Annotated in this window: 24 protein-coding genes; 10 read left to right on the top strand and 14 right to left on the bottom strand. The window is 62.9% G+C overall.

Translation table 11 applies throughout. The features are described from left to right. Nucleotides 1-159: 159 nt before the first annotated feature. The 5 genes from ACI2KG_RS24695 to ACI2KG_RS24675 all read right to left on the bottom strand — a co-directional run bounded on the left by ACI2KG_RS24695 (nt 160) and on the right by ACI2KG_RS24675 (nt 5,464). Nucleotides 160-1,695 (bottom strand): DHA2 family efflux MFS transporter permease subunit, encoded by a 1,536-nt coding sequence (locus ACI2KG_RS24695; protein WP_400622471.1) that lies wholly within the window; start codon nt 1,693-1,695, stop codon nt 160-162. Beyond that, complete coding sequence (locus ACI2KG_RS24690; RefSeq protein WP_404663633.1) at nt 1,692-2,885, bottom strand: efflux RND transporter periplasmic adaptor subunit; 1,194 nt, start codon at nt 2,883-2,885, stop codon at nt 1,692-1,694. The genes ACI2KG_RS24695 and ACI2KG_RS24690 overlap by 4 nt, the downstream gene beginning before the upstream one ends. 30 nt (nt 2,886-2,915) lie before the next feature. Next, nucleotides 2,916-3,389: a MarR family winged helix-turn-helix transcriptional regulator gene (locus ACI2KG_RS24685; RefSeq protein ID WP_404663632.1), complete on the bottom strand. Its 474-nt coding sequence runs from the start codon at nt 3,387-3,389 to the stop codon at nt 2,916-2,918. A 162-nt stretch (nt 3,390-3,551) separates the two neighbouring features. Further along, the gene (locus ACI2KG_RS24680) at nt 3,552-4,190 is read right to left on the bottom strand and encodes a response regulator (RefSeq protein WP_404663631.1); all 639 of its coding nucleotides are present in this window, start codon (nt 4,188-4,190) and stop codon (nt 3,552-3,554) included. Continuing rightward, the gene (locus tag ACI2KG_RS24675) at nt 4,190-5,464 is read right to left on the bottom strand and encodes a histidine kinase (protein WP_404663630.1); all 1,275 of its coding nucleotides are present in this window, start codon (nt 5,462-5,464) and stop codon (nt 4,190-4,192) included. Before ACI2KG_RS24675 ends, ACI2KG_RS24680 begins: the two co-directional genes overlap by 1 nt. A 150-nt stretch (nt 5,465-5,614) precedes the next feature. Between ACI2KG_RS24675 and ACI2KG_RS24670 the strand changes: the two genes are divergently transcribed. The 6 genes from ACI2KG_RS24670 (at nt 5,615) to ACI2KG_RS24645 (ending at nt 10,916) form a co-directional block, all read left to right on the top strand. Further along, nucleotides 5,615-6,808, top strand: a complete 1,194-nt coding sequence (locus tag ACI2KG_RS24670) for an ABC transporter substrate-binding protein (RefSeq protein ID WP_404663629.1) — start codon at nt 5,615-5,617, stop codon at nt 6,806-6,808. Nucleotides 6,809-6,838: 30 nt separating this feature from the next. Continuing rightward, the gene (locus tag ACI2KG_RS24665; protein WP_404663628.1) at nt 6,839-7,828 is read left to right on the top strand and encodes a YVTN family beta-propeller repeat protein; all 990 of its coding nucleotides are present in this window, start codon (nt 6,839-6,841) and stop codon (nt 7,826-7,828) included. Further along, nucleotides 7,825-8,565, top strand: a complete 741-nt coding sequence (locus ACI2KG_RS24660; RefSeq protein ID WP_404663627.1) for an ABC transporter ATP-binding protein — start codon at nt 7,825-7,827, stop codon at nt 8,563-8,565. The genes ACI2KG_RS24665 and ACI2KG_RS24660 overlap by 4 nt, the downstream gene beginning before the upstream one ends. Beyond that, complete coding sequence (locus ACI2KG_RS24655; protein WP_404663626.1) at nt 8,562-9,353, top strand: ABC transporter permease; 792 nt, start codon at nt 8,562-8,564, stop codon at nt 9,351-9,353. The genes ACI2KG_RS24660 and ACI2KG_RS24655 overlap by 4 nt, the downstream gene beginning before the upstream one ends. Before the next feature lie 279 nt (nt 9,354-9,632). Next, nucleotides 9,633-10,193, top strand: a complete 561-nt coding sequence (locus ACI2KG_RS24650; RefSeq protein ID WP_404663625.1) for a PQQ-dependent catabolism-associated CXXCW motif protein — start codon at nt 9,633-9,635, stop codon at nt 10,191-10,193. Nucleotides 10,194-10,250: 57 nt separating this feature from the next. Then, nucleotides 10,251-10,916 (top strand): response regulator, encoded by a 666-nt coding sequence (locus ACI2KG_RS24645; protein ID WP_404663624.1) that lies wholly within the window; start codon nt 10,251-10,253, stop codon nt 10,914-10,916. 87 nt (nt 10,917-11,003) lie between these two features. Here ACI2KG_RS24645 and ACI2KG_RS24640 read toward each other — a convergent pair whose 3' ends face one another. The 9 genes from ACI2KG_RS24640 to pstS all read right to left on the bottom strand — a co-directional run bounded on the left by ACI2KG_RS24640 (nt 11,004) and on the right by pstS (nt 21,055). Next, nucleotides 11,004-12,902 (bottom strand): NahK/ErcS family hybrid sensor histidine kinase/response regulator, encoded by a 1,899-nt coding sequence (locus tag ACI2KG_RS24640; protein WP_404663623.1) that lies wholly within the window; start codon nt 12,900-12,902, stop codon nt 11,004-11,006. Beyond that, complete coding sequence (gene nosP / locus ACI2KG_RS24635) at nt 12,871-14,034, bottom strand: nitric oxide-sensing protein NosP (RefSeq protein ID WP_400622493.1); 1,164 nt, start codon at nt 14,032-14,034, stop codon at nt 12,871-12,873. Before nosP ends, ACI2KG_RS24640 begins: the two co-directional genes overlap by 32 nt. A gap of 283 nt (nt 14,035-14,317) precedes the next feature. Further along, nucleotides 14,318-15,505: a porin gene (locus ACI2KG_RS24630; RefSeq protein ID WP_404663622.1), complete on the bottom strand. Its 1,188-nt coding sequence runs from the start codon at nt 15,503-15,505 to the stop codon at nt 14,318-14,320. 358 nt (nt 15,506-15,863) lie between these two features. After that, nucleotides 15,864-16,463, bottom strand: coding sequence for a hypothetical protein (locus ACI2KG_RS24625; protein WP_404663621.1), 600 nt, complete (start codon nt 16,461-16,463; stop codon nt 15,864-15,866). Further along, a complete protein-coding gene (locus ACI2KG_RS24620; RefSeq protein WP_400622499.1) occupies nt 16,463-17,161 on the bottom strand; it encodes a hypothetical protein in 699 nt (232 codons plus the stop codon). The genes ACI2KG_RS24625 and ACI2KG_RS24620 overlap by 1 nt, the downstream gene beginning before the upstream one ends. Nucleotides 17,162-17,255: 94 nt before the next feature. Further along, a complete protein-coding gene (pstB, locus tag ACI2KG_RS24615; protein ID WP_016500238.1) occupies nt 17,256-18,044 on the bottom strand; it encodes a phosphate ABC transporter ATP-binding protein PstB in 789 nt (262 codons plus the stop codon). A gap of 50 nt (nt 18,045-18,094) precedes the next feature. Further along, nucleotides 18,095-18,988, bottom strand: coding sequence for a phosphate ABC transporter permease PstA (pstA, locus tag ACI2KG_RS24610; RefSeq protein ID WP_404663620.1), 894 nt, complete (start codon nt 18,986-18,988; stop codon nt 18,095-18,097). Continuing rightward, the gene (pstC, locus tag ACI2KG_RS24605; protein WP_201207020.1) at nt 18,988-19,953 is read right to left on the bottom strand and encodes a phosphate ABC transporter permease subunit PstC; all 966 of its coding nucleotides are present in this window, start codon (nt 19,951-19,953) and stop codon (nt 18,988-18,990) included. Before pstC ends, pstA begins: the two co-directional genes overlap by 1 nt. Nucleotides 19,954-20,023: 70 nt before the next feature. Next, nucleotides 20,024-21,055, bottom strand: a complete 1,032-nt coding sequence (gene pstS / locus ACI2KG_RS24600; RefSeq protein ID WP_400622504.1) for a phosphate ABC transporter substrate-binding protein PstS — start codon at nt 21,053-21,055, stop codon at nt 20,024-20,026. A gap of 237 nt (nt 21,056-21,292) precedes the next feature. On the opposite strand from pstS, the gene ACI2KG_RS24595 reads away from it, so the two are divergent. The 4 genes from ACI2KG_RS24595 to ACI2KG_RS24580 all read left to right on the top strand — a co-directional run bounded on the left by ACI2KG_RS24595 (nt 21,293) and on the right by ACI2KG_RS24580 (nt 25,460). Beyond that, the gene (locus tag ACI2KG_RS24595; RefSeq protein WP_404663619.1) at nt 21,293-21,673 is read left to right on the top strand and encodes a termination factor Rho; all 381 of its coding nucleotides are present in this window, start codon (nt 21,293-21,295) and stop codon (nt 21,671-21,673) included. A 93-nt stretch (nt 21,674-21,766) separates the two neighbouring features. Continuing rightward, nucleotides 21,767-22,273: a (2Fe-2S)-binding protein gene (locus ACI2KG_RS24590; RefSeq protein ID WP_404663618.1), complete on the top strand. Its 507-nt coding sequence runs from the start codon at nt 21,767-21,769 to the stop codon at nt 22,271-22,273. Beyond that, nucleotides 22,270-23,271, top strand: coding sequence for an FAD binding domain-containing protein (locus ACI2KG_RS24585; RefSeq protein WP_404663617.1), 1,002 nt, complete (start codon nt 22,270-22,272; stop codon nt 23,269-23,271). The genes ACI2KG_RS24590 and ACI2KG_RS24585 overlap by 4 nt, the downstream gene beginning before the upstream one ends. Next, the gene (locus ACI2KG_RS24580; protein ID WP_404663616.1) at nt 23,268-25,460 is read left to right on the top strand and encodes a xanthine dehydrogenase family protein molybdopterin-binding subunit; all 2,193 of its coding nucleotides are present in this window, start codon (nt 23,268-23,270) and stop codon (nt 25,458-25,460) included. Before ACI2KG_RS24585 ends, ACI2KG_RS24580 begins: the two co-directional genes overlap by 4 nt. Nucleotides 25,461-25,477: the final 17 nt, after the last annotated feature.

Genomic DNA, 25,477 nt, shown 5'->3' with positions numbered 1-25,477 from the left:
GGGCCTCAGCGCTTGACGGGCATCCATGCCCGTCACCTCCCTCCGCAAGCCCTTCGCTCGGCCTCCTGAAGTCGCAATCTGTGTCGCCTGGACTACCGCGCGCTTAGAAGCAAGAGCAAGAGCAAGAGCATCGCTGTCAGATGCTGCTTCCATCCTGCATCAATGCCCCGCCGACGCCGGCCCCGCCTTGGCGGTAAACGGTGGTTTGGCAAACCACACCAACAGGATCAACCCGGCAAACACCCAGGTCATCAAGGTGAAGTAGTCCACCGTGGACATCATGTAGGCCTGCCCGTTGAGTATCTGCTCCAGCTGCGCATAACTCTGCGGGCTGGCCCCGCCCAGCTGCTCAAGCGTATGCCGCGTCGCCGGGTCGAACTGGCTGATGTTCTCACTCAGGTAGGCATGATGCTGGTCCGCCCGCCGAATCCAGATCCACGTCGTCAACGAGGCCGCAAAACTCCCGCCCAACGTCCGCAGGAAGGTCGCCAACCCCGAACCGTCGGCAATCTGGTGCGGCGGCAGGTCAGACAACAGGATGCTCAGGGTCGGCATAAAGAACAGCGCCACACCAATCCCCATGAACAACTGCACCAACGCCACATGCTGGAAGTCCACCTCACTGGTGAACCCGGCCCGCATGTAGCAGCTGGTACCGATCGCCAGGAACGCCAGCCCCGCCAGCACCCGCAGGTCGAAACGGTGCGCATACTTGCCCACGAACGGCGACATGATCACCGGCAGCAAGCCGATAGGCGCGACCGCCAGGCCTGCCCAGGTCGCGGTGTACCCCATCTGCGTCTGCAACCATTGCGGCAGGATCAGGTTGATTCCGAAGAACCCCGCATAGCCCCCGACCAGCACAATGGTGCCAACGCGGAAGTTACGGTGCACAAACAGGCGCAGGTTGACCACCGGGTGGCGGTCGGTCAGCTCCCAGATCACGAACACCGCCAGGAACACCACCGAAATCAAGCTGCCAACAATGATGAACGACGACTCGAACCAGTCCAGGTCGTTGCCTTTGTCCAGTACCACCTGCAACGCACCCACGCCGACAATCAGCGTCAGCAGGCCGATGTAGTCCATCGGCTGGCGGCTGGTGACCACCGGCCGCGTGCGCATCTGCTGGCGCACCACGGCAGCGGCGAACAGGCCGATCGGTATGTTGATGAAGAAAATCCATGGCCAGCTGTAACTGTCAGTGATCCAGCCACCCAGAATCGGCCCGGCAATCGGCGCCACCACCGTGACCATCGCCAGCAATGCCAGGGCCATCCCCCGTTTCGCCGGGGGGTAGACGGCAATCAGCAACGTCTGGGTCATAGGGTACAACGGCCCGGCAACGACACCTTGCAGCACACGAAAGCCGACCAGCTCCGGCATCGACTGGGCAATACCGCACAAGAACGACGCCAGCACGAACAGCAGCGTGGCCCAGATGAACAGCTTCACCTCACCAAAACGCCGGCTTAGCCAGCCGGTCAGCGGCAAGGCGATGGCGTTGCTCACCGCAAACGAAGTGATGACCCAGGTGCCCTGCTCGTAGCTCACCCCCAGGTTGCCGGAAATGGTCGGCAAGGCCACGTTGGCAATGGTGGTGTCGAGCACCTGCATGAATGTCGCCAGCGACAGGCCGATGGTAGTCAGCAGCAGGCTTGGCGGCGTGAACTGGGCAGCGGCGTTGTTGCTCATCGCTGCGCCGTCTTGCCAGGTGCGCTGTTTTCATGAATCAGCTGGGCAATCAGGTTGTCGGCCTCGACCAGTTGGCGGTCATACACCTGGGTGGTGTAGCTGGCTTTCTGCGGTGGCTGCTGGGCCAGCGTCGGGCCGCTCTGGTCGTGCAGGTCGACTTCCACCACGGTGGACAGGCCAATGCGCAGCGGGTGGTCCTTGAGTTGCTCGGGGCTCAGGTGAATACGCACCGGTACCCGCTGGACAATCTTGATCCAGTTGCCGGTGGCGTTCTGCGCCGGCAACAGGGCGAAGGCGCTGCCGGTGCCGGCGCCAAGGCTGTCGACCGTGCCGCTGTACTTGACCTCGCCGCCGTACAGGTCGGCGCTGATTTCAACCGGCTGGCCGATGCGCATGTCACGCAACTGGGTTTCCTTGAAGTTGGCGTCGATCCACACCTGGTCCAGCGGGATCACGGCCATGGTCGCGGTGCCCGGCTGCAGGCGCTGGCCCAGTTGCACGGTGCGCTTGGCAACGTAGCCGGTAACCGGCGCCACCAGCGTGGTGCGGGCGTGGTCGAGGTAGGCCTGACGCAGGTCGGCGGCAGCGGCCATGACCTCGGGGTGCGAGGACACCACGGTGTCGTCGACCAGCGCACTGCTGGTGCTGAGCTGCTGGCGCGCGCTGTTCACGGCAGCCTGGGCCACGCTCAGGTCATCGCGGGCATGGGACAGCTCTTCGGCGGCAATCGCGCCGCTGTCGGCCAGCACCTTGCGCCGGTTAAAGTCCTGCTGAGCCTTGCGCAGTTCGGCCTGACGGGTTTCCAGCTGGGCCTTGAGCGAATCGACGTTGCTGTACAGCCCACGCACCTGGCGCACGCTGCGCGCCAGCTTGGCTTCGGCGGACTGCAGGGCCACTTCGCTGTCGGCCGGGTCGAATTGCAGCAGCACCTGGCCGGCATGCACCAGGTCGCCGTCATCGGCGCCAATGCTGGTGACGGTGCCGGTGACCAACGGGGTGATCTCCACCACGTTGCCGTTCACGTAGGCGTCGTCAGTGCTTTCGTGCCAGCGGCCGACCAGGCTGTACCAGGCCCAGGTGCCGATAGCGGCAAGGACCACCAGCAACAGCAGGCCTAGCAGCCAGGCCTTGCGCTTACGCGACGGCTCGGGTGCTGCGGTGGGAGTCGGGGTGTCTGCGGGAGTGGCCATGACAATACCTTGGATAATTCGTGACAGGGATCAACGGTCGCCGAAACGGCGGATCGTCAACGGGTCGCCAGCCGCGAGCAGGACCTTGGCCAGCAGGCCTTCCAAGGTCTCCAGCTCTTCTGGGGCCAGCACGCCGCACAATTCGTTCATGGCGGCGGCGCCGATTTCCGGCAGGCGGTCGGCCAGGCGCTGGCCGTCGGCGCTAAGCGCCAGGCGCACCTGGCGGCGGTCGTCGGCGCAGCGGTTGCGCACGATCAGTTCCTTCTGCTCGAGGCGGTCGAGCATGCGGGTAATCGAGCCGCTGTCCAGGCCCAGGTAGCGGCACAGCTCGGCCGGTGTATCCACCTGGTACTGGGTAACGATGATCAACACCTTGAACTGCGCGGCGGTGACGCCCTCTGACTCGAGGTGCCAGTCGAGAATGCGATCCTTCAGGATCGCCGCGCGGCCAAGCAGCATGCCGATGGCGCAGGTCTGGAAGTTTTCGGGAGAGAAGTGGGCCATCGGTGACTGCTCGGGTAATTGTGTAAAAATATTACTGCCTAGGCAGTGAATGTCAAAGCTTTGATTAGCCAGCTATGTAAAATTTCATGATTTGCTGCTTCAGGCGCTTTCGATGCAGGGCCCTTGCAGCCTTGCTGAAGCCATGAGCGAACGGCCGGAACGCTACCCCGCCACCCGCACCAACCCGAGGTCAATCCCCACATGCACCAGCTCGGCTTGCGAGCTGACCTGCAGCTTGCTCTTGAGCAAGGTCAGGTGGTTGGACACGGTCTTGGCACTGATGCACAGCTGCTCGGCAATCACTCGCGCCGGGGTACCCTTGGCCAGCATGGTGAAAATCTCCAGTTCACGCTGGGTCATGCGCTGCAGACGCGGGTCGCTTTCGCCTTGGGGTGCGTTGCAGGCCAACTGCGTAGCCAATGGCTGCTCTATGTAGGCATGCCCGGCCAGCACGCGCTGCACCGCCTCGATCAGTACCTCGGGCGCCGAGTTCTTGGTCAGGTAGCCCGAAGCCCCTGCCTCCAGCGCCTGGCGCACCAGCGGCAGCTCGTCGTGCATGCTGAAGAACAACACCCGTAGCTGCGGCAGGCGCTGGCGCAGGCGGCGGGTGGTTTCCAGCCCGCTGATGCCCGGCAGGCCAAAGTCCATGATCACCAGGTTAGGCACCTGTTCCTGCACCCGGGCCAGCGCCTCTTCACCACTGGCGGCCTCGCGCACCTGCATGGTCGGCAACACCGCCCGCAACAGGCTGGCATAGCCCTGGCGCACCACGGCATGGTCATCGACCAATACGATATTCATCACAGCTCCTTGGGAATGTTCAGGGCCAGCGCCCAGCCGCCACCCGGGCGGCTGAGGATGCGTAAGTCACCGCCCAGGCTACGGGCGCGTTCGGCCATCGAGTGCAGGCCAACCCCGGGGCGCTGGGGTTGCTGCGCACCGCAGCCATTGTCACGCACCCACAGGCGCAACCCCTTGGCGCTACGCTGCAGGCGCACCCGCACCTGGCTGGCACCGGCATGCCGGGCGACGTTGGTCAGCGCCTCCTGCAGCAGCCGGTACAAATGCGTCCTGCTCGGCCCGGGCAACGCTGGCAGATGCTCGCCCACCCGCAGGCGACAATCGATACCCTGGCTGGCCTGCCACTGGCTGACCAACACACCGAAGGCTTCGGCCAGCGGCATGTGCTGCAGCGCTACCGGATACAAGTCATGCACCAGCGCTCGAAAGCCTTGCTGCAAACGCTCGCAGTTAAGCTCCAGCGCCTGCGCTGTCTGCTCGACCACCGCGGGCTGGTCGGCAGCCAAGCGCAGCAAGCAGCCCTGGGCGCGGATACCGGCCAGGTATTGCCCGAGATCGTCGTGCAGGGTCTGCGCCAGCCGGGTACGTTCCTGCTCCTGTACCGCCAGCAGGGCCTGGGTCAGTTGGGTATTGTCGGCACGGGCCTGCTCCAGGTTTGCGGCCATGCGGTTGAAGTGCTCCGCCAACTGGCGCGCTTCCGGCAGCCCGGCCTCGCGCAGGCGCGCCGTCAGTTGCCCGGCCGAAACCTGGCGCAATGCCCCCAACAGCTCATCCAGCAAACCCATGGCCCGGTGCACGGCCCAGCGAATGGTCACCAGGCTCAACAACAACGCCAGCCCGCACAGGCTAATCAGTTGCTGCAACGAGTCCCAGACTTCGTCGATTTCATCGCGCGCATCCACGGCTATCAACACCCGGCGCCCATCACTCAGCTCCAGCAGCCGGCCACTGCGGTGGGGCTCGCCGAACAGCTGGTGGCCCAGCCAGGCATCGATCCCGGCTTGGCCTGGCTCTGGCGCTGCCTGCCCCGCTGCCAGCCAGTGCACCCGTACATGGCGCAGGTTCTGCGTCAGGCTCGGTTGCAGGCTGGCCGGGTCGCGCGCGGTGCTGTCGGCAAGGTAGGTCACCACGGCTTCGGCAGACTGCAGCTCACGCTCGACGTCGGCCACCGCCTGGTGCAGCAGCACCCCGGCACAGGCCACTGTCAGCAGGGCGAAGCAGCCAGTGACCCAAAGGTTGATGCGCCATAGCGCAGGCAGGTTGATGAGGCGCATGGCGGTTCTCTTCAGGGGCGCTGCGGTCCATCGTAAAACCGCAGCAGCCGCGCGAATTTACTACCTTGGTACCGCCCGGGCGGTACTTTCTGCATATTTCCCGTTGCCGACGCGCTTCCTATGCTGGCGCCATCTGCCGTGGAGTGTGATATGCGCCAGCCTGCCCACCTTGCCCTGACCTGCCTGCTGGCCTTGGCTGCGACGTTTGCGGCTGCTGTCGCACCCGCCGCACCAGGCCAGGCTGCTGAGCCGTTGCAAGTGCGCATTGGCTACCTGGGCTACCGCCCCGACCCGGGCCCGCTGCTGTCCACTGTCATCCCCGAACCCGACGATGCCGGGCTGCAAGGCGCCGAACTGGCGATTGTCGACAGCAATAGCACCGGGCGCTTCCTGAAGCAGCAGTTCCAGCTGGCCAGCGCCAGCGTCGACAGCCCCGAGGCCTTGCTGCAGGCGGCCAAGGCCCAGCACGACCAGGGCCTGCGCCTGTTCGTGGTGAATGCCCCGGCCACCAGCCTGCGCGCGCTGTCTGCCGCGCTGCCCGACAGCCTGCTGTTCAATGCCGGCAGCCCCGACGACAGCCTGCGCAGCAACCAGTGCCTGGGCAATGTGCTGCACAGCCTGCCGGGCCGGGCCATGCTGGCCGATGCTTTGGTGCAGTTCCTGGTGCTGCGCAAATGGCAACGGGCCTTGCTGGTGGTCGGCCAGACCGAAGACGACCGGGCCTACGCCGCCGCCCTGCGCCGTTCGGTGAAGCGCTTTGGGGTACAACTGGTGGCGGAAAAAACCTGGACCTTCGACAACGACCAGCGCCGCAGCGCCCAGGCCGACATGCCGCTGTTCACGCAAACCGCCGAATACGACGTGGTGCTGGTGGCCGACGAGCGCGGCGACTTTGGCGAATACCTGCCCTACCAGACCTGGTACCCGCGCCCGGTGGCCGGCACCCAGGGGATGACCCCCACTGGCTGGCACAAGACCGTGGAAACCTTTGGTGCGGCGCAGCTGCAAAAGCGCTTCGAAGCCCAGGCCGGGCGCTGGATGAACGACCGCGACTTTGCTGCCTGGATGGCCGTGCGCAGCGTCGCCAGTGCGGTCAGCAAGCTGCGCCAGGCCGAGCCGCGCGCGGTGCAGCAACTGTTGCTGAGCGAGCAGTTGCCGCTGGACGGTTTCAAGGGCCGCAAGCTCAGTTACCGGCCTTGGAACGGCGAACTGCGCCAACCGATCCCGCTGGTGCAACCGCGGGCCTTGGTCAGCACCTCGCCACAGGAAGGCTTCCTGCACCCCTTCAACGAAATGGACAGCCTGGGCTATGACAAGCCCGAAGTGACCTGCAGCTACCCCTGAGCCGACCACCACAACAACAAGGAATTCGCCATGTGCCGCCCCCTCTTCCCTCGGGCCCTGCTTTACCCCAGCCTGCTGACGGGCGCCCTGGCGCTGGCCAGCGGCCACGCCGTGGCCGCCACCGCCTGGGTGTCCAACGAAAAGGACAACAGCCTCAGCCTGATCGACATGCAGACCCTGCAGGTCACCGATACCCTGCCGGTGGGCCAGCGCCCGCGTGGCCTGCTGCTGTCGCATGACAACAAGCTGCTGTACATCTGCGCCAGCGATTCCGACCGGGTACAGGTGATGGACGTGGCCACGCGCAAGATCATGAAGGAGCTGCCCTCCGGCAAAGACCCCGAGCAGTTCGCCCTGCACCCCAACGACCGCTGGCTGTACGTGTCCAACGAAGACGACGCGCTGGTGACGGTGATCGACACCGTGACCGACAAGGTGCTGGGGCAGATCGATGTCGGCATCGAGCCCGAAGGCATGGCGGTCAGCCCCGACGGCAAGTGGGCGGTCAACACCAGTGAAACCACCAACATGCTGCACTGGATCGACACCAGCACCCAGACCCTGGCCGACAGCACCCTGGTCGATCAGCGCCCGCGCTTTGTCGAGTTCAACCAGGACGGAACAAAACTGTGGGCCTCGGCGGAAATCGGCGGCACGGTGACCATCCTCGACGTGGCCACGCGCCAGGTGCTGAAAACCCTGAACTTCCAGATCAAGGGCGTGCACCCGGACAAGGTCCAGCCGGTGGGCATCAAGCTCAGCGCCGATGGCAAGTACGCCTTCGTCGCCCTCGGCCCGGCCAACCATGTGGCGGTGATTGATGCCAAAACCTTTGAGGTGCTTGACTACCTGTTGGTCGGGCGGCGGGTCTGGCAGCTGGCGTTCACCCCGAATCAGAGCCAGTTGCTGGCGACCAACGGGGTCAGCGGCGACGTGTCGGTGATTGACGCAAAAACCCTGAAAGTGCTCAAGTCGGTGAAGGTCGGGCGCTACCCTTGGGGTGTGGTGGTAACACCATGAACGCCCTCGAAGTCACTGGCGTGAGCTTCGCCTATGGCCCGCGTGAAGCGCTCAAGCAGGTCGGCTTCAGTCTCGCGCCCGGGCGCTTCGCCGCGCTGCTGGGCCCCAACGGCGCCGGCAAGTCGACCTTGATCGCTCTGCTTACCCGCCTGTACGACGTGCAGCAGGGCGACATCCGCGTGTGCGGCTGCTCGCTGCGCGACGCCCCGCGCACGGCCCTGCGCCAGCTGGGCGTGGTGTTTCAGCAAAGCACCCTGGACCTGGACCTGAGCGTCGAGCAGAACCTGCGCTACCACGCCGCGTTGCATGGTTTGTCGCGGCGCCAGAGCAGCCAGCGGGTCGAGGCCGAACTGGCTCGCCAGGGCCTGGGCGAACGCCGCCATGATCGCGTGCGCGAGCTGAACATCGGCCATCGCCGGCGGGTGGAAATTGCCCGCGCGCTGCTGCACGAACCGCGCCTGCTGCTGCTCGACGAAGCCAGTGTCGGCCTCGACCCGGCCAGCCGCCTGGCACTCAACCAGCACCTGCGGCGGCTGTGCCGCGAGCAGCAGCTAAGCGTGCTGTGGGCCACCCACCTGCTGGACGAAGTACAACCCAGCGACGACCTGCTGATCCTCCATCAGGGTCGCCTGGTGGCTAGCGGCACCGCCGATGCGCTGAGCCTGGAGCACGGCGGCGACCTCGACAGCGCCTTTGCCCGCCTGACCAGCGCGCCCACAGGAGCCCATGCCCGATGAACGCTTACTGGCAATGTTTCAACGGCATCATGCTGCGCGAATGGCTGCGCTTCGTGTTGCAACGCACGCGCCTGCTCAGTGCTTTGGTACGCCCGCTGCTGTGGTTGCTGGTGTTCGCCGCCGGCTTTCGCGCAGCGCTGGGCATCGCGATCATCGAACCCTACACCACCTACATCCCCTACGAGGTGTACATCATCCCCGGCCTGGCCTGCATGATCCTGCTGTTCAACGGCATGCAGGGGTCGTTGTCGATGGTTTATGACCGCGAGATGGGTAGCATGCGCGTGCTGCTGACCAGCCCTTTACCGCGGCCGTTCCTGCTGGGTAGCAAGCTGCTGGCGACCTCGCTGATTTCACTGCTGCAGGTGTATGCCTTCCTGGCCATCGCCTGGGTGTACGGCGTGCAGCCACCGGCTGCGGGGTTGCTGCTGGCACTGCCGGCGTTGCTGCTGGTGGCTTTCATGCTCAGCGCCCTGGGCTTGTTGCTGTCGAATGCCATCCGCCAGTTGGAGAATTTTGCCGGGGTAATGAATTTCGTGATCTTCCCGCTGTTTTTCCTGTCTTCGGCGCTGTACCCGCTGTGGAAGATGCGCGAAGCCAGCGAGTGGCTGTACTGGCTGTGCGCGGTGAACCCGTTTACCCATGCCGTGGAACTGGTGCGGTTTGCATTGTATGAACGGCTGAACCTGCTGGCACTGGCGGTTTGCCTGGGGTTGACTGCGCTGTTCACGCTGCTGGCGATCCTTACCTTCAACCCCCAGCATGCAGCGCTGCGCAAGCCGCGCTGACTAATAGAAGCGATCCTGCAAATGCAATCCCTGTAGGAGCGGCCTTGTGTCGCGATCGGGCTGCAAAGCAGCCCCAAAAATTTCAGCCTTCGCCGCCTGAATTGCTGGGGCTGCTTCGCAGCCCGATCGCGACACAAGGCCGCTCCTACAGGGGCCCGCGTCAAGGCAGATGCAGTGTTTACCGTCTACTACTTTAGTACCGCATTTACTGTCTATCGTCGCATTCACAAAGCACCGCCACTGGCATGTAATGGGCCTATAACAAAAAGGAAAAACCCGATGCCACGTGCCCTGCCCCGGCTGCCACGCCTTTTGCTGGCGGCACTTTCGTTGAGCCTGTCGCTGGGCATTGCCCACGCCGACAGCACGCAGCTGTTCTCTGCCGAAGGCTATCGCACCAGCCTCTACCGCAGCCCGACCCCGCAGCAGGTCGAGGGCGGCCAGGTCATTGACACCACCGCTCTGCAACGTCTGTTGGGCCAGAACCCCAGGCCGGTGCTGATCGACGTCTACCGCCGCCAGTGGCTGCAAGGCCGTTTCATCGAAGACGCCCCCCACACCAACCTCCCCGGCAGCCTGTGGCTGGCCAACACCGGCGACGGCGAACTGAACCCGGCCTGGCAGGCGTACTTTGTGCAAAACCTGGCAAAAGCCACGGCCGGGCACCCGGAGCAACCTGTGGTGTTCTACTGCCGCTCCGATTGCTGGCTGAGCTGGAACGCGGTAAAACGCGCTAAAGCCCTTGGCTATAACAACCTGTACTGGTACCGCGACGGCCTGGACGCCTGGCAGCAGGCCAGCCTGCCGCTGCAGCCGGCGCAACCGGTGCCCTTCCCCTGACATGCTTGCCTGCGTCTGCGTGCCCTGCTCCATCCAATAAAAACAAGGTGAAAGGCCATGTACAAAATTCTGATTGCCGACGATCACCCCCTGTTTCGCGAAGCCATCCATAACGTCATCAGCGATGGTTTCTCGGGCAGCGAAGTCATGGAAACCGCCGACCTGGACAGCGCCCTGGCCCTGACCCAGGCGCATGAGGACCTGGACCTGATCCTGCTCGACCTGAACATGCCTGGCATGCATGGTCTCAATGGCCTGATCACCCTGCGTAACGAAGCGCCGACTACGCCGGTGGTGATCGTTTCGGCCGAGCAGGAAAAGCAGATCGTGCTGCAGGCCATCACCTACGGCGCCGTGGGCTTTATCACCAAGTCATCGCCACGTTCGCAAATGATTGAAGCGATCGAGCAGATCCTCAACGGCAATGTCTACCTGCCACCCGACATCATTCGCGCCCAGAAAAGCAGCACCAGCAGGCGCCATAACAATGCCCCGAGCTTCCCGCCGGAAATGCTCCAGGCCCTCACCCGCAAGCAGCTGCTGGTGCTGGAGCGCATGACCAAGGGCGAATCGAACAAGCAGATCGCCTACACGCTGGATATCGCCGAAACCACGGTCAAGGCGCATGTTTCGGCGATATTGCGCAAGCTCAATGTGCACAACCGGGTACAAGCGATTCTCAGTGCTGGGGATATCGATTTCGCTGATTACCTGCGGCGTTGACCTGTTTCGGCCTATTCGCGGGTAAACCCGCTCCTACAACGATCGCAGTCCCTTGTAGGAGCGGGTTTACCCGCGAATAGGCCGGCGCTATGAAATGCTGCTGCCCAGCAAATGGCTCATCGCTGTCTTCAACTTCAACGGCCGCACCGGCTTGTGCATCAAGGTATGGCCCAACTCGCGAATCTGCAGCTTGAGCTCGTTGCTGTAGTTGGCAGTAATCATCAACGCGGGCAGTGGTTGGGTGCGCCGGGCATTGATCCGCGCCACGGCGTCGACACCATTGCAGTCATTGTCCAGGTGGTAATCGGCAATCAGCAGGTCGGCTTCGGCGTGGTAGTTGTCCACCTGGCGCGCCAGGTCTTCCTCCGACAACGCGGTAATCACCTTGCAACCCCAGCCCTCAAGCAGGGTGCGCATGCCGGCACAAATGGCCGCGTCATTATCCAGCACCCACACCCGCGCCCCGCGCAGGCGCTCGAACATCGGTTCGCAAAGCACTTGGCTCGGCTGGGCCTTGGGTGCTGTGGCGCTCAACGGCACCTCGATGGCAAATACCGAACCCTTGCCCAGCCAGGAGCGAACACGAATCCGGTGGCCAAGAATGCCGGCGATCTTCTCGACGATCGCCAGGCCCAGGCCCAACCCGCGGTCCTGGTCCGGGCGCTGCACGTCACCGCGCTTGAACTCCTGGAACATCTCGTCCAGGTGCTCTTCGGCAATGCCGATGCCGCTGTCCCACACTTCAATCCGCAGGCCGCCCCGCAGGCGCCGGCAACCCAGCACCACACGCCCGCTGCGGGTGTAGCGGATAGCATTGCTGAGCAGGTTGCGCAGGATCCGCGCCAGCAACTGGATATCACTGCGCACCACGGCAGAGCACCCCACGAAGTGCAGTGCCAAGCCCTCGCTGCGCGCCACCTGGGCATATTCGGCGGCCAGGTTGTCCATCAGCTCGCTGAGGGCGAACGGGGCGATATCGGCCTTGATCACCCCGGCATCGAGTTTGGAAATGTCCACCAATGTACCCAGCAGGTTTTCCACATCTTCCAGCGAGTTGCTGACATTGCGCACCAGGTGGGCACTGGCGTGCGGCTCGCGGTTTTCAAGCAAGGCACTGGTAAACAGCCGCGCCGCGTTCAACGGTTGCAGCAGGTCGTGGCTGACCGCCGCGAGAAACTTGGTTTTGGAGAGGTTGGCCTGTTCGGCTTCGCGCTTGGCCTCGCGCAAGCGCGATTCAGCCCGGCTGCGCTCTTCGATTTCGCGCAACAACTGGTCGTTGAGGCTGGTCAGTTCGGCGGTGCGCTCACGCACGCGTTGCTCCAGGTGCTGATAGGCCTGGTGCAGCGCCTGCGCGGTATTGCGCCGTTCGGTAATGTCGCGGATCAGCACGAAGATGCCCACCACCTCGCCGCTGACCAGGCGGTTGGGCACATAGGAGCGCAACATGTAACGCTCTTGGCCATTGATGTTGGTTTCGGCGAACTCGAAGGTGACGCTCTCACCCGCCAGCGCCCGCGCCACATAGGCCTCCAGGCGCTGGTAATGCTGCTCGCTGTGCGCCTCGCGCAGGCTCTGGCCCAGCATGACGCCGCGTGGCCAGCAGTACCATTCCTCATAGACCTTGTTGGTGAACTCGTAGACCAGGTCGGCGTTCAGGTAGGCGATCAGTGCCGGGACGTTGTCGGTGATCAGGCGAATCTGGTGCTGGTGGGCGGTCTCGGCCCGCTGCCGGGCTTCACTGAGCAGGTGGTTGACCGCCTTGAGTTCGGCCATCGCCTGGCTCAGGGCATCGGTGCGTTCGCGCACCTGTTCGGCCAGCACCACCGAATGCTGGAAGGCGGCATAAGGGTCGTTGCCACGGGTTACCCCTGACTCGATGCGTTCGATCAACGCCCCATTGATGCGCTGCAGCTTGTGGTTCTGCAGCTGCAGCCGGGTCACCTCGGCCTGCAGTTCAGCGACCGACAGGAGGCCGGTTGCGGGCAATGGCGACGCCGGTGAAGGTCTGGTTGATGTGCATGCCATTGAACTGTTCTCCGTAGGTGTTGAAGCCGATCACCCGTTGCTCACGCAAGAACGCGCCGACTGGTTCCAGGTCGTGCCGGCCCTCCAGCTCCAGGCGCCGTAGGAAGCAGTCACAGCCGATGGTCAGCAGCAGCGGCCCGAGGCGCTGATGCAGGCCGTCGAACAGCTGGTGCAGGTTCGGCAGCAGCGGGCCGGGGGTCATCGCCGTGAGCACGATGCCGTTCTCCACGGCGCAGTAGAAGCTCAGGCTCAGGTCGGCGTGCATTTGCTGGATCGCCCGCACGTAGTACTGGTCGTGAATGCGCACGGCCAGCGGGTGGGCGGCAAACACCCTGTGGTCGAGGGCCGCCACCGGCACACCGATATGGCGGGCGTACTCTTCGGCTGCGGGTTCGGCATTCAGCTCGAAAACCCGGCGCTGGGCACTGTCGGCACCGGTCACCACCAGCTTTTCCTGGCGCGGCTGGATGTGATGGGTGGTGAACACCTCGAAGTCGAGCCAGGTGTTGACCAGCACCACCACGGCGGCACCGTTGTGAAACGCGCCGCCGTAATACACGTGGGTGCGGTTGAGGTAGTTGTCGTCACCGGCCGAACCGCCAAAATGAGGGATGTCGCCCAAGGCAGCGCTGAGCGCGGCAAGGACCATTTCCTCGCGGCTGGAAAGGCCATCCAGCAAGGTCAGGGCAAAGCTGTGGCCCTTGATCGGCGCCAGGGAATTGCTGCGGCAGGTGCCGACCAGGCGCTCGACCATTTGTTGAGCATCGATCAGGCTGAAGTGCTCCATTTCATCGATCAGCCCGGTGGCGATGGAAAATTGCCGGTGATCGAAGCCCACCGCTGTCACGCAGTTGCGGCCGTAGCCCTGCGGGGTGATTTCGCCGGCGCTGGTGCAACCGACCAGCCGGATACCGCCAAAACACTGCTCCAGGGCTTCGGCCAGCTGTTGCAGGTTGTATTCGGCAGAACAGAAGAACAGCACCAGGCCCAAGTGCGGGTGCAACAGCTGCCGCGCCAGCTCCTGGGCAGCCAGCGTGGCATCGGTGGCCTGGGACATGGCGCTGACCACACCGTCGTAATGAGCCTGTTGCATCGTGGTCTCCGGCGCGGGGTGGCTGAGGGGTCAGTGTACGAAGGTGGGCACGGGGGACGAATGCTACTTGGGTAGTGGGTGGGCTGTTCCATGGGCCTAAATTTGCCAGCATGCGCACAACTTTGTAGGAGCGGCCTTGTGTCGCGATCGGGCTGCGTAGCAGCCCCAGCAATATCAGCATCCATGCAGAAATTGTGGGGCTGCTTTGCAGCCCTTTCCGACCGGTCCGGCGCCCCGGCAAGGCCGCTCCTACAGTTGACCGCGTTGCACCATCTGGTGGGGCTTACCAGGTAAGTACCGCTCCAAGCGCCAAGGTATCAGTATCTTCGTTCTGCGCACTGCCTTCATGCCCGTCGATGGAAAACTGGTTGTACTCGGCCACCAGCTTGAGGTTGTCGTTGACGTCATGGAACAACGCCACGCCACGGGTCTCGTAGTCGGCACCGCTGCCTACCGCGCCGTTGCCATCGTCCTTGGTCTTGCCGTACGACAGCGCCACGCGGTTCTTGCCAAACTTGTACGAGCCTTGCAGCAGGTAGCCGTCACTGTCCACATTGCGCAGCACTGGCTCACCGGCGTTGTTGGTGAAGAACGGGTTGATACCCTTGGCCTGGAACCCCGAGCCGGTCAGCGACCAGCCGCCCATCTTCGCTTGCACCCCATAGCCCACGCCCTTGGACGTGACGGTCTCCACCGACGAGTCGGTGTTGTCGGAGCTCTGGTAGCTGCCGTTGACCCAGCTGTAGATCTGCGCCCCGCCGAGGTCGAACTGGTAGGTGATCTCGCTCTCGGTGCGCGGGTTTTCCTGGTAGGCCTTGCCGGTCGGGCTGCTGTCGTTGGTGTCCACCGGGTCCATGATGCCTACCGCCACCCGCAAGCCGTCCATTACTGGCGTGCGGTAGGTGATCTGCGAAGTAGGAAACGGGTACGGGTAGCCGCTGCCGATATTGCCGAACGACACCCCGCCGCCATCCACCAGGCCCAGGGTGTCACTGACCTGGCCGTAACCGGCCAGCAACTCGTCGAGCAGGATGTTGGAGCGGGCGAACAGGCCGAAGTCTTTACCGATCAGTACTTCGCCCCACTCAGGGTTGGCCACCGTGCCATAGAACTGGCGCACGTCGATGGCGGTGTCGGTGCCGTTGGTTTCGCTGTCGTTGATGGTGACCCAGAACGAGGCACGCGCGCCGAGCTTCAGGTCGTCCACCTGCTTGCCCATGTTGAAGCCGATGTAGTTGGGCAGGAAGCCCATCTTCACCCGCGACTGGCGACGGTCGAATTGCTCGCCTTCGCGGTCGACCTTGCTGTTGACGTAGAAGGCGTTGATGTAGCCGTCAGTGGAAAACGTCGTCTGCTCCTTGTCGTACAGCATGATCTCGGCTTCGGCAACGCTGGTCAGGCCCAGGGCAGAAAGGCTGGCGATGGCGGCGGCGAGGAAACGAGGCGGCAGGTGCTTATTGTTGTTGTGCATGGCGCGCTCCAAACGGGGGACGGGATGTCGGAGGCGATTATCAGAAGTGGCCTGATGCCCAGGAACGCTGCTTTGGCGTGGGGTGGTGGGTGCTTTGGGGCGGAGGGTGGGGCGCGGTGATTTAGTCTCAGGACCTGTTTGGACCTGGGTTCAGAACTTAGGGTGTAGACGGGAGGAGCAGGCGGGTATCAATACGCCTGAACTAATTGGGACCGCCTCGCGGCCCATCGCCGGCAAGCCAGCTCCCACAGGTACTGCACAGGTATCAAGGACCAATGGGGACCATGTGGGAGCTGGCTTGCCGGCGATGGGCTGCAAAGCAGCCCCAATTACACTATCTGAACGGAATAGCTTGGCTTCAGGAAGCCAGCGCCTGCGAACGCTGGCAAGCGGGCATTTCATAGCGGTGCGGTTGCTGCCAGGCCAGGCGTGACTGTACGTCGACCGCCGCTGCCTTCACCTTCTGGGCCCAGTGCTCATCCTTCGGGCACACCACCACCACGCGGAAACCATGGTCGACGCCTTCGAGGCGTACGCCTTCGGAATCGTCCACGTGCAAGTCGATATCGAACGCCGATGGCAGCTTGGACGGCGAATTCTCCAGCCCGTTCTGGGCCAGGATGTGCTGGTGCCGGTCACTGTTGACCACACCGTCGACATGAATGCCATACAGCATCAGCCAGCGGCGGATGTAGGCCGGGGTGCGCCCCGACGAGGTGTAGATCCAGATGCTGCAACCCTGGCGGCGCAGGTCGCGGATCAGTTCACGCGTGCCGCTGCGCAGGGGCTCGCCCAGCCAGCGATGGACAAAGCCCGGCAACTTGCTGTCTTCGGCCGCAGCGTGTTCGGGCTGGCAGGCCAGCGTGTCGTCGATATCGAACGAAATGCGTACCTGGCCGCGCTTGAACTTGCGCTCGATGGCCTGCCGCCCGCGCGCCAGCAGGGATACCTGTTGCATCAGCGGCCCCCCTCACAGGCAGGCACGTGCGTGCCGCGCAGGAAGAACTTGCCGGGCTCAGGCGCCTTCGCTTCAAGGAAAGCGGCGTACTTTTTCTTGATCTTGGGTAGTTCGTACAATGCCTTGACACCGTGTTTAGCGGAGTTGCGTATGACCGAGGACGGGTTGAAGTACCCCTCGGCGTTGTCCAGCGACAGCACGAATGGCGGCAGCCCGGCACGCATCAGCAAGTAGCTGACAATGAGCGAACCCGTGCGGTTGTTGCCTTCGATGAACAGCTGCGGCTTGCTGAGGATACGTACATAAACACCGGCCGCCCGCTTCCAGATCGAGTCACTGCCATACGAGCAGTACCAGTTGTACAAATCCTTGATGCCACCTTCCACGTTGTTGAAAAAGTGCGCCTCGGTTGCGGCAAGGTGCGGGGCGAACTCCAGGCGCCGGGCCGGGTCGCTGCCGCACAGTACGGTGGCGTTGATTTCCAGCATCAGGTTCAGCTGTTGCAGGTCGAACAGGTCGATACCGCGAGCGACATAATCGTCAATCAGGGCATAGCCTTCAACCACATTCAGCAGCACCTCGTCGGTAAACGGGTCGCGCGGTTCGGTGAAGTGCTGGCTCAGTTCGGCAAAGCGGCTCTGCACCTCGCGCAGTGCGCGCTCTACCGCTGAAAGATCTAGACGACGCGTCGCTCGCATTGGAAATCCCGGGTAACACTTTAACGGAAGGTAACGCGGCCGGGTGTTGCAACCTCCCTGGTTGCAACACCCGGCCACCTTGGCTCGGCGTGGCTCAGCTGAACTTGCCGCTGATGTAGTCACTGGTCAGTTGTTCGCGCGGGTTCTGGAAGATCTGCGCGGTCGGGCCCATCTCGACCAGGTAGCCGGTGCGGCTACCCTGGGAAATATCCACCGAGAAAAACGCCGTGGTGTCGGCCACACGAATCGCCTGCTGCATGTTGTGAGTCACCAGGGCGATGGTGTAGTCCTTCTTCAGCTCGACCATCAACTCTTCCACCCGACGGGTGGCAATCGGGTCGAGTGCCGAGCACGGCTCGTCCAGCAGCAGCACTTCTGGCTCGGTGGCGATGGCACGGGCAATGCACAGGCGCTGCTGCTGGCCGCCGGACAACGACAGGCCACTGACTTTGAGCTTGTCCTTCACTTCGTCCCACAGCGCAGCGCCTTGCAGGGCGTGCTTCACGCGGTCGCCCAGGTCGCCCTTGTAGCGGTTCAGGCGCAGGCCGAAGGCTACGTTGTCGAAGATGCTCATCGAGAACGGGTTGGGCTGCTGGAACACCATGCCGATGTAGCGGCGCACCACAACCGGGTCGACACCCTTGCCGTAGACGTCCTGGCCAAGGAAATGCACGTGGCCTTCGAAACGGAAGCCCTTCACCAGGTCGTTCATGCGGTTGAGGCTTCGCAGCACGGTACTCTTGCCGCAGCCGGACGGGCCAATGAAGCCGGTGATCTCGTTCTTGCGGATTGGCACGTGGCTGTCACGCACCGCCATGAAGTTGCCGTAGAAGATCTTGTCCAGCTTGCAGTCCATGACGATCGGGGTTGCTTCACTGACCATGGGAGCGGCTCTTTGCGCAGTGGATACGTTCAAGTTGGATGCTCCCTTTCTCAATACTTGGGTTTGCCGAATACACGGCTAAGGATGTTGATGACCAGCACGATCATGACCAGTACCAGCGAGGCCGCCCAGGCGAGCTCCAGCTGGTTGTCGAACGGCATGCCGGAGAAGTTGTAGATCAGTACGGCAAGCGAGGCAGTAGGGTTCATTACCGCCAACTCGCCGCTGTGGTAGATCCAGTAGTTGCTGAACAGCGCGGTGAACAGCAGCGGCGCGGTTTCGCCGGCAGCACGGGCCACGGCCAGCATTACGCCAGTGAGGATGGCCGGCAGGCCGGTGGGCAGGACGATCTTCCAGATCACCTGCGCACGGGTGCAGCCCATGCCATAAGCGGCGTCCTTCATGATCTTGGGCACCATCTTCATCGACTCTTCGGCGGTCAGCACCACGATCGGCAGCATCAGCACGGCCAGGGCCACACCACCGGCCGGGGCCGAGTAGGTACCGGTGGTCATTACCACCAGGGCGTAGGCAAATACACCTGCCAGAATCGACGGCAGGCCGGTGAGCATCTTGGCGGCAAAGCGCGCAGCGTTGGCCAGCTTGCTCTCGGGGCCCAACTCGGCAAGGAACACGGCGGCAAGGATGCCAACCGGTACTGCGATGGCGGCGGCGATGCCGACCATGACGAAGGTACCGGCCATGGCGTTACCAAAACCACCGCCCATCTCGAAGCCGGTGGGTGGCAGCTCGGTGAACACTTCCAGGTTGAGCCGTGCACCACCGCGGGTAATCAGCATGTACAACACGGAAATCAGCGGCACGCTGGCCACCAGGGCTGCGAACCAGGCCAGGCTGGTCAGGATCAGGCTGCGCAGGGCACGGCCTTCCAGCTTGCGCTGCAGGCTGGGCAACGCGGCCACAGGGGTCGTCAGGTCAGTCATTATTTGTTACCCCGCTGGGCGTAGAGCATGATCATCGAGCCAAGCACGTTCACCAGCAGGGTGATGAACATCAGCACCAGGGCTGCATACATCAGCACTTCAATCTCGTTCGGGCCGGCTTCCGGGAAGTTCAGCGCCAGCAGCGCCGCCAGGGTGTTGGCCGGGGCGAACAGGGAAAGCGACAGCGTGTTGGCGTTGCCGACCAGCATGGCCAGCGCCATGGTCTCGCCGAGTGCGCGCCCCAGGCCCAGCACCAGCGAACCGAAGATGCCGGTAGCGGCGGATGGCACCATTACCTTGAGGATGGCTTCCCAATGGGTGGTGCCCATGCCGTAGGCAGCCTGCTTGGTTTTCATCGGCACGCTGGTCAGCGCGTCCTGGGACACCGCTGCAATGGTCGGCAGGATCATGATCGCCAGGACCAGTGCCGCTGGCAGCAGGCCAGGCCCGCTGAGGGAGGTGCCGAAAAACGGGATCCAGCCCAGCTCGCTGTTCAGCCAGGTGGTCAGCGGGCGAATCGCCGGGATGACCACATAGATGCCCCACAGGCCGTAGACCACGCTGGGGATGGCGGCGAGCAGCTCGACGATGGTGCGAAACACCGCGGCAAGCCTGGCCGGAAGGAAATCCTGGGTGAGGAAAATGGCCATGCTGACGCCGAAGAAACCGGCGATCAACAGTGCGATGAAGGCACTGTAAAGTGTGCCCCAGATCGCTGGCAGAATACCGTACTTGCCTTGGTTGACATCCCAGACGGTGCCGAACAGCACGTCGAAACCGTGCTTTTCAATGCCGGGCAGTGCCTTGCGGCCCACTTCGTAAACCAGCGCGAAGACCAGCGCCAGCACCAGCACCACACCAATACGTGCAAGCGCACGGAAGGTGCGATCGACCAGGAAGTCTTTCGTAGACGGTGGCTGGCACGCGGAGTCGGGGTTATCCGGTATGGCAAAAGGTGTGTTCATGGGCAAGTTCCGGGACTGGGGACAAACACCCCCGGCATGGCTTCATGTCGATGCCGGGAGCGCCTGGGTTTTACTGGATGTTGGCAGACGCTTTACGCACCTGGTCGACAACCGACGGTGGCAGCGGGATGTAACCCATCGAGTCGGCGATCTTCTGGCCTTCGGTCAGGCCGTACTCGACCATTTCACGCATGGCCTTGGCCTTTTCCGGGTTGCCGTTGTCCTTGCGGAAGATCATCCAGGTGTAGGAAGTGATCGGGTAGGACTTGGCGCCTTCCGGGTCCGGCAGGGTCGCGATCAGGTTTTCAGGCATTTTCACCGCAGCCAGTGCCTCGGCACCGCTCTCGGCGTTTGGCACAACGTATTGACCGGCCTTGTTTTCCAGCTGGGCGAAGTCGACCTTGGCCAGCTTGGCGAAGCCGTATTCGATGTAGCCGATAGCACCTGGGGTCTGACGAACGGTGGCGGTTACGCCGTCGTTCTTCGGCGACTTGATGAACTTGTCGGTGGCCGGCCAGTTGACGGTGTTGCCTTCACCCAGCTCTTTCTTGAAGTCGGCGTTGATGGCCGACAGGTGCTTGGTGTAAACGGCGTTGGTACCGCTGGAGTCGGCACGCACGACCACAGTGATAGGCAGGTCAGGCAGCTTCAGCTCAGGGTTGGCAGCGACGATCTTCGGATCGTTCCACTTGGTGATTTTGCCCAGGAAGATGTTGGAATACACATCGCGAGGCAGTTTCAGGCCTTTCGGGTTGCCTGGCAGGTTGTAGGCCAGGACGATTTCGCCGGCGGTCATTGGCAGCAACTGCACGCCCTCGCCTACCTTGGCAATGTCTGCATCGCTCATGCCCGAGTCGCTGGCGGCGAAGTCGACAGTCTTGTTCAGGAAGTCCTGAACGCCTGCGCCGCTACCCTTGGACTGGTAGTCAACGGTGACGCCATCAGTCTTCTTGCTGAAGTCCTTGAACCAGGTCAGGTAGATAGGTGCAGGGAAGCTCGCGCCGGAACCGGTCAGGCGAATGTTTTCTGCGGCAACGGCTGCACCAGTGGCGCAAAGGGAGACGGCAACAGCGAGTGCAGCAGACTTCATCAGGCGTATCATCTAAAAGCGCTCCGTGTGATGGCCGGCACACTTTGCATCAGCTGTGTTACAGCTTTGTGACTGTTGGAAGGCAGGCCGCGTGATAGAGCTTTTTGCCTGTCCATGACGGCAACCTGATGCGATGCGAAGCGATGTGAATGACGGCCATCTGAAATCAAGGCACCGCTCGTCCATTGTCCGGCACTCTTCTGCCGCGCAGGGTTTCAACCGCTCAGGCAAACAGCGGGAGTAAAGACCATGCCACGCGGCGATAAAGACAAATACACCGACAAGCAAAAGCGCAAAGCCGAGCATATCGAGGAAGGCTACGAGCACAAGGGCTTGTCGAAAGATGAAGCTGAAGCCCGTGCCTGGGCCACTGTCAACAAGCAATCCGGGGGCGGCGAGAAGAAAGGCGGCTCGGGGAAAACCACGCCGCCGAACGAGAAGAAGGCCGCCCGCGCCGATTCGGCCAAGCGGGCAGCCAAGTCACGCCAGGGCCATTCGCGTGCCTCGGGCAATTCACTGGAAACCCAGAGCAAACAAAGCCTGATGAAAGAAGCGCGCAGCAAAGATATCAAGGGCCGCTCCACCATGACCAAGGCCGAATTGGTAGAAGCGTTGCGCAAACACGGTTGAGCAACCGCACCCGGGCTGAACAATTGCCTGGCCAGTTCAGTCCCAGCCCATAGACACAGCGCACTGTGCGAACCCGAACCGTGAGGACCTGTCATGCGAGAAACCCTCCCTGAGGGCGCCCACCTGCGCCCCATACAGATGACCGTAAATGGCACACAGCAGGCGCTGGATGTACTGCCGTGGACGACCTTGCTCGACCTGCTGCGCGAACAACTCGACCTGGTCGGCAGTAAAAAAGGCTGCGACCACGGCCAATGCGGCGCCTGTACGGTCATACGAGACGGGCGGCGGATCAACGCCTGCCTGACGTTGGCAGTCATGTGCGACGGGGCCGAGGTGGTGACTGTCGAGGGGCTGGCCGATGGCGAAAAACTCCATCCCATGCAGCGCGCCTTCATCACCCATGATGCCTTCCAATGCGGCTACTGCACGCCTGGGCAGATCTGCTCGGCTATCGGCATGGCTTACGAAGGGCGCGCCGAAACGCGTGCCGACATCCGTGAACAGATGAGCGGCAACCTGTGCCGCTGCGGCGCCTACAGCAACATCGTTGCAGCCGTCGAAGAGGCGTTGCCGCTGATGAAGGAGCAGAATTCATGAGTCCGTTCAGCTACCACAAACCGACCTCGATCAGCGAGGCGTTAAGCCTCGCCGATGCTTCATCGCAGTACATTGCCGGTGGAACCAACCTTGTCGACCTCATGAAAGAAAACGTGGTGCGCCCTCAGCGTCTGATCGACATCACCGGGCTGGCCCTTGCCAACATCGAAACAACAGCCAGTGGTGGCCTGCGGATCGGCGCGCTGGTCAGCAATGCCGACCTGGCCTGGCACCCAGCCATCCAGCAGCACTATCCCTTGCTGGCCGATGCCATCCTGGCCGGCGCCTCCGCGCAATTGCGGAACATGGCCAGCACGGCCGGCAATCTGCTGCAACGCACGCGCTGTTACTACTTTTACGACACCGGCACACCTTGCAACAAGCGCGATCCCGGCAGCGGCTGCCCGGCACGCACCGGTCTGAACCGTATTCATGCCATCCTCGGCGCCAGCGATGCCTGCGTCGCAACCCACCCTTCGGACATGTGCGTCGCCCTGGCTGCACTCGAGGCGGTGGTGCATGTGCAAGGCCCTGCCGGGAATCGCCAGATCGCATTCAGCGATTTCCATCGTCTGCCAGGCGTTGAGCCGGCGCGGGATAACCACCTGCGGCCGGCAGAGCTCATCACCGCCATCGAGCTGCCGCCACCGGCGTTTGCACAGCACTATCGCTACCTCAAGGTTCGCGATCGCGCCTCTTTTGCCTTCGCGCTGGTATCGGTGGCGGCTGCCTTGACCTTCGATGCAGGGCTGATCCGGGACGCCCGCGTGGCATTGGGTGGGGTAGCCCACAAGCCTTGGCGGGACTCGGCGGTGGAAGCTGGCCTGCGTGGTCAGCCGGCATCCGTTGCACTTTTCACGCGTGCGGCCGAACGCCTGTTGCAGGGTGCCAGCCCTCTCAGCCATAACGGCTTCAAGATCAAGCTCGCGCAACGGGCCATCGTCCGGGCGTTGAGTGACGCGGCTTTTGGCGCAACGGATCAGGGAGCGACGGCATGAACAAGGTTATCGGAACCCCTCTGGACCGTGTGGATGGCGTGGCGAAAGTCACCGGGCAAGCGCGTTACGCAGCGGACTTCCCTGAAGCCGGGCTGCTGCATGGCAGCGTGGTGTCCAGCACCATCGCCCGCGGGCGAGTGTTGCGCATAGACAGCACGCGGGCACTGCAGGTGCCGGGTGTGGTTGCCGTGCTGGACCATGGCAACCGGCCTCGTATTTCCAGTTACGATGACGATTACAGCGACGCCGACGCTGCCGAAGGGGCGCCATTTCGCCCCTTGTTCAATGACCGTGTCTTGTATAGCGGCCAGCCCCTGGCGCTGGTGGTGGCACAATCGCTTGAAATAGCGCGCTATGCCGGTTCGCTGGTAGTGATCGAATACACGCCGGACACTCACCAGTCCGATTTGCTGAGCGTGATGGGCTGCGCTCATGAGGCGCCTGCGCAAACGCCAGGGCCCCGAGGCGATTTTGCCGGGCAATTTGCCAGCGCAGCGGTGGCCATTGACGCCACCTACCTCACCGCCAACGAACATCACAACCCGATGGAGCCCCACGCGTCGACGGTGTTCTACCAAGTCGACGGCAAGCTGGAGATCCATGACAAGACCCAGGGTACGCAAAACTGCCAAGACTACCTGCATAATGTGTTCGGTTTGCCCAAAGACCAGCTCAGGGTAAAGGCAGCATTCGTCGGGGGTGCCTTCGGCTCGGGGTTACGCCCGCAATATCAGTTGACCCTGGCGGTAATGGCCGCCCTGCACCTGAAATGTTCTGTGCGTGTCACCCTCAGTCGCCAGCAGATGTTTACCTTCGGCTATCGCCCGCGCACCCAGCAGCGGCTGCGCCTGGGCGCCGACAGTAATGGCCGGTTGCAGGCGATCGCCCACGATGCCATCGGCCAGACTTCGCGTTTCGAGGACTTCACCGAGCACCTGGTGGAATGGAGCGGCATGCTTTACCAATGCGACAACGTCGCTTTGACCTATCGATTGATACCGCTGGATGTCTACACCCCGCTGGACATGCGCGCACCGGGCGCGGGCTCTGGTGTGCTTGCCCTGGAATGCGCGATGGATGAACTGGCCTGGGCAGCGCAGCTCGACCCGTTGGAACTGCGTCGGCGCAACTTCGCCAGCCACAACGGCAACGAAGGCAAACCCTATTCGAGCAAGGCATTGCTGGCGTGTTACCAACAGGGCGCGCAGCGTTTTGGCTGGGCAAAGCGCCCCCTCGCTCCCGGGTCGATGCGTCGAGGCAGGCAGTTGGTGGGCTGGGGCATGGCCGGTGGTGTGTGGGAAGCGATGCAGATGAAGGCCAGTGCCAAGGCGCGCCTTGACGCCCAAGGCCACCTGACCGTCAGCAGCGCAACCACCGACATCGGCACGGGCACCTACACGGTGATGACACAGATCGCAGCGGATGCTGCCGGCACTGACGTGGGCAATGTCACGTTCCTGCTTGGCGACTCCTCATTGCCGACCGCATTACTGCAGGGCGGCTCCTTCACCGTGTCTTCGGTCGGTTCGGCAGTACGCCAGGCCTGCCTGGCGCTGCGCGATTGCGTAATCGATCAGGCGCGCCGGCAACACGCCGACCTGGCATCGCTGGCAGACTCGGCGTTCAGCTTCGCCCACGGGTGTCTGCTGGCCGGTAATCGATCGATCGGGCTCGCCGATCTGCTTGCCGGCAGCCAGCATGCGTTTTTCGAGGTGCACGTCGAGGCGCAGCCGAGTGACAAGCGCAAGCGGTATTCCAGCGCAACACATTCAGCGGTATTCGTAGAAGTGCTGGTCGATGAAGAATTGGGCACGATCAGTGTCAGCCGGGTAGTCAGTGCCGTCGCCGCAGGGCGCGTCATCAACCCGAAAACCGCTCGCAGCCAGATTCTTGGAGGCGTGGTCTGGGGGCTGGGCATGGCGCTGCAGGAGCAGGCACAAACCGACCATCAGCTGGGGCGAATCCTCAACCACAACCTTGCCGAGTACCACATACCCGTCAACGCCGACATAGCGGATATCGACGTGATATTCGTGGAGGAGCATGACGAGGTGGTGAATGAGCTGGGTTCCAAAGGGGTGGGAGAGATCGGTATCGTTGGCGTGGCGGCGGCCGTGGCCAATGCCATTTACCATGCCACCGGCAAGCGTGTGCGAACATTCCCGATCACGCTGGACACGCTGCTTTGACCCCACCTGGAGTACTC

Origin of the sequence: Pseudomonas sp. NPDC089407 (genome assembly GCF_044900445.1) — a bacterium.
Taxonomy (GTDB): Bacteria; Pseudomonadota; Gammaproteobacteria; order Pseudomonadales; family Pseudomonadaceae; genus Aquipseudomonas.
This window is presented reverse-complemented; position numbering and strand designations above follow the sequence as displayed.

Coding starts and splice junctions, on each gene's coding strand:
- nosP (WP_400622493.1), bottom strand. CDS start 14,034: ATGCAACAGGCTCATTACGACGGTGTGGTCAGCGCCATGTCCCAGGCC.
- ACI2KG_RS24675 (WP_404663630.1), bottom strand. CDS start 5,464: ATGCGCCTCATCAACCTGCCTGCGCTATGGCGCATCAACCTTTGGGTC.
- ACI2KG_RS24645 (WP_404663624.1), top strand. CDS start 10,251: ATGTACAAAATTCTGATTGCCGACGATCACCCCCTGTTTCGCGAAGCC.
- ACI2KG_RS24580 (WP_404663616.1), top strand. CDS start 23,268: ATGAACAAGGTTATCGGAACCCCTCTGGACCGTGTGGATGGCGTGGCG.
- ACI2KG_RS24685 (WP_404663632.1), bottom strand. CDS start 3,389: ATGGCCCACTTCTCTCCCGAAAACTTCCAGACCTGCGCCATCGGCATG.
- ACI2KG_RS24660 (WP_404663627.1), top strand. CDS start 7,825: ATGAACGCCCTCGAAGTCACTGGCGTGAGCTTCGCCTATGGCCCGCGT.
- ACI2KG_RS24655 (WP_404663626.1), top strand. CDS start 8,562: ATGAACGCTTACTGGCAATGTTTCAACGGCATCATGCTGCGCGAATGG.
- ACI2KG_RS24695 (WP_400622471.1), bottom strand. CDS start 1,695: ATGAGCAACAACGCCGCTGCCCAGTTCACGCCGCCAAGCCTGCTGCTG.
- ACI2KG_RS24585 (WP_404663617.1), top strand. CDS start 22,270: ATGAGTCCGTTCAGCTACCACAAACCGACCTCGATCAGCGAGGCGTTA.
- ACI2KG_RS24690 (WP_404663633.1), bottom strand. CDS start 2,885: ATGGCCACTCCCGCAGACACCCCGACTCCCACCGCAGCACCCGAGCCG.
- ACI2KG_RS24625 (WP_404663621.1), bottom strand. CDS start 16,463: ATGCAACAGGTATCCCTGCTGGCGCGCGGGCGGCAGGCCATCGAGCGC.
- ACI2KG_RS24665 (WP_404663628.1), top strand. CDS start 6,839: ATGTGCCGCCCCCTCTTCCCTCGGGCCCTGCTTTACCCCAGCCTGCTG.
- pstC (WP_201207020.1), bottom strand. CDS start 19,953: ATGAACACACCTTTTGCCATACCGGATAACCCCGACTCCGCGTGCCAG.
- pstA (WP_404663620.1), bottom strand. CDS start 18,988: ATGACTGACCTGACGACCCCTGTGGCCGCGTTGCCCAGCCTGCAGCGC.
- ACI2KG_RS24630 (WP_404663622.1), bottom strand. CDS start 15,505: ATGCACAACAACAATAAGCACCTGCCGCCTCGTTTCCTCGCCGCCGCC.
- ACI2KG_RS24670 (WP_404663629.1), top strand. CDS start 5,615: ATGCGCCAGCCTGCCCACCTTGCCCTGACCTGCCTGCTGGCCTTGGCT.
- ACI2KG_RS24595 (WP_404663619.1), top strand. CDS start 21,293: ATGCCACGCGGCGATAAAGACAAATACACCGACAAGCAAAAGCGCAAA.
- ACI2KG_RS24680 (WP_404663631.1), bottom strand. CDS start 4,190: ATGAATATCGTATTGGTCGATGACCATGCCGTGGTGCGCCAGGGCTAT.
- ACI2KG_RS24620 (WP_400622499.1), bottom strand. CDS start 17,161: ATGCGAGCGACGCGTCGTCTAGATCTTTCAGCGGTAGAGCGCGCACTG.
- ACI2KG_RS24590 (WP_404663618.1), top strand. CDS start 21,767: ATGCGAGAAACCCTCCCTGAGGGCGCCCACCTGCGCCCCATACAGATG.
- pstB (WP_016500238.1), bottom strand. CDS start 18,044: ATGGTCAGTGAAGCAACCCCGATCGTCATGGACTGCAAGCTGGACAAG.
- ACI2KG_RS24650 (WP_404663625.1), top strand. CDS start 9,633: ATGCCACGTGCCCTGCCCCGGCTGCCACGCCTTTTGCTGGCGGCACTT.
- pstS (WP_400622504.1), bottom strand. CDS start 21,055: ATGATACGCCTGATGAAGTCTGCTGCACTCGCTGTTGCCGTCTCCCTT.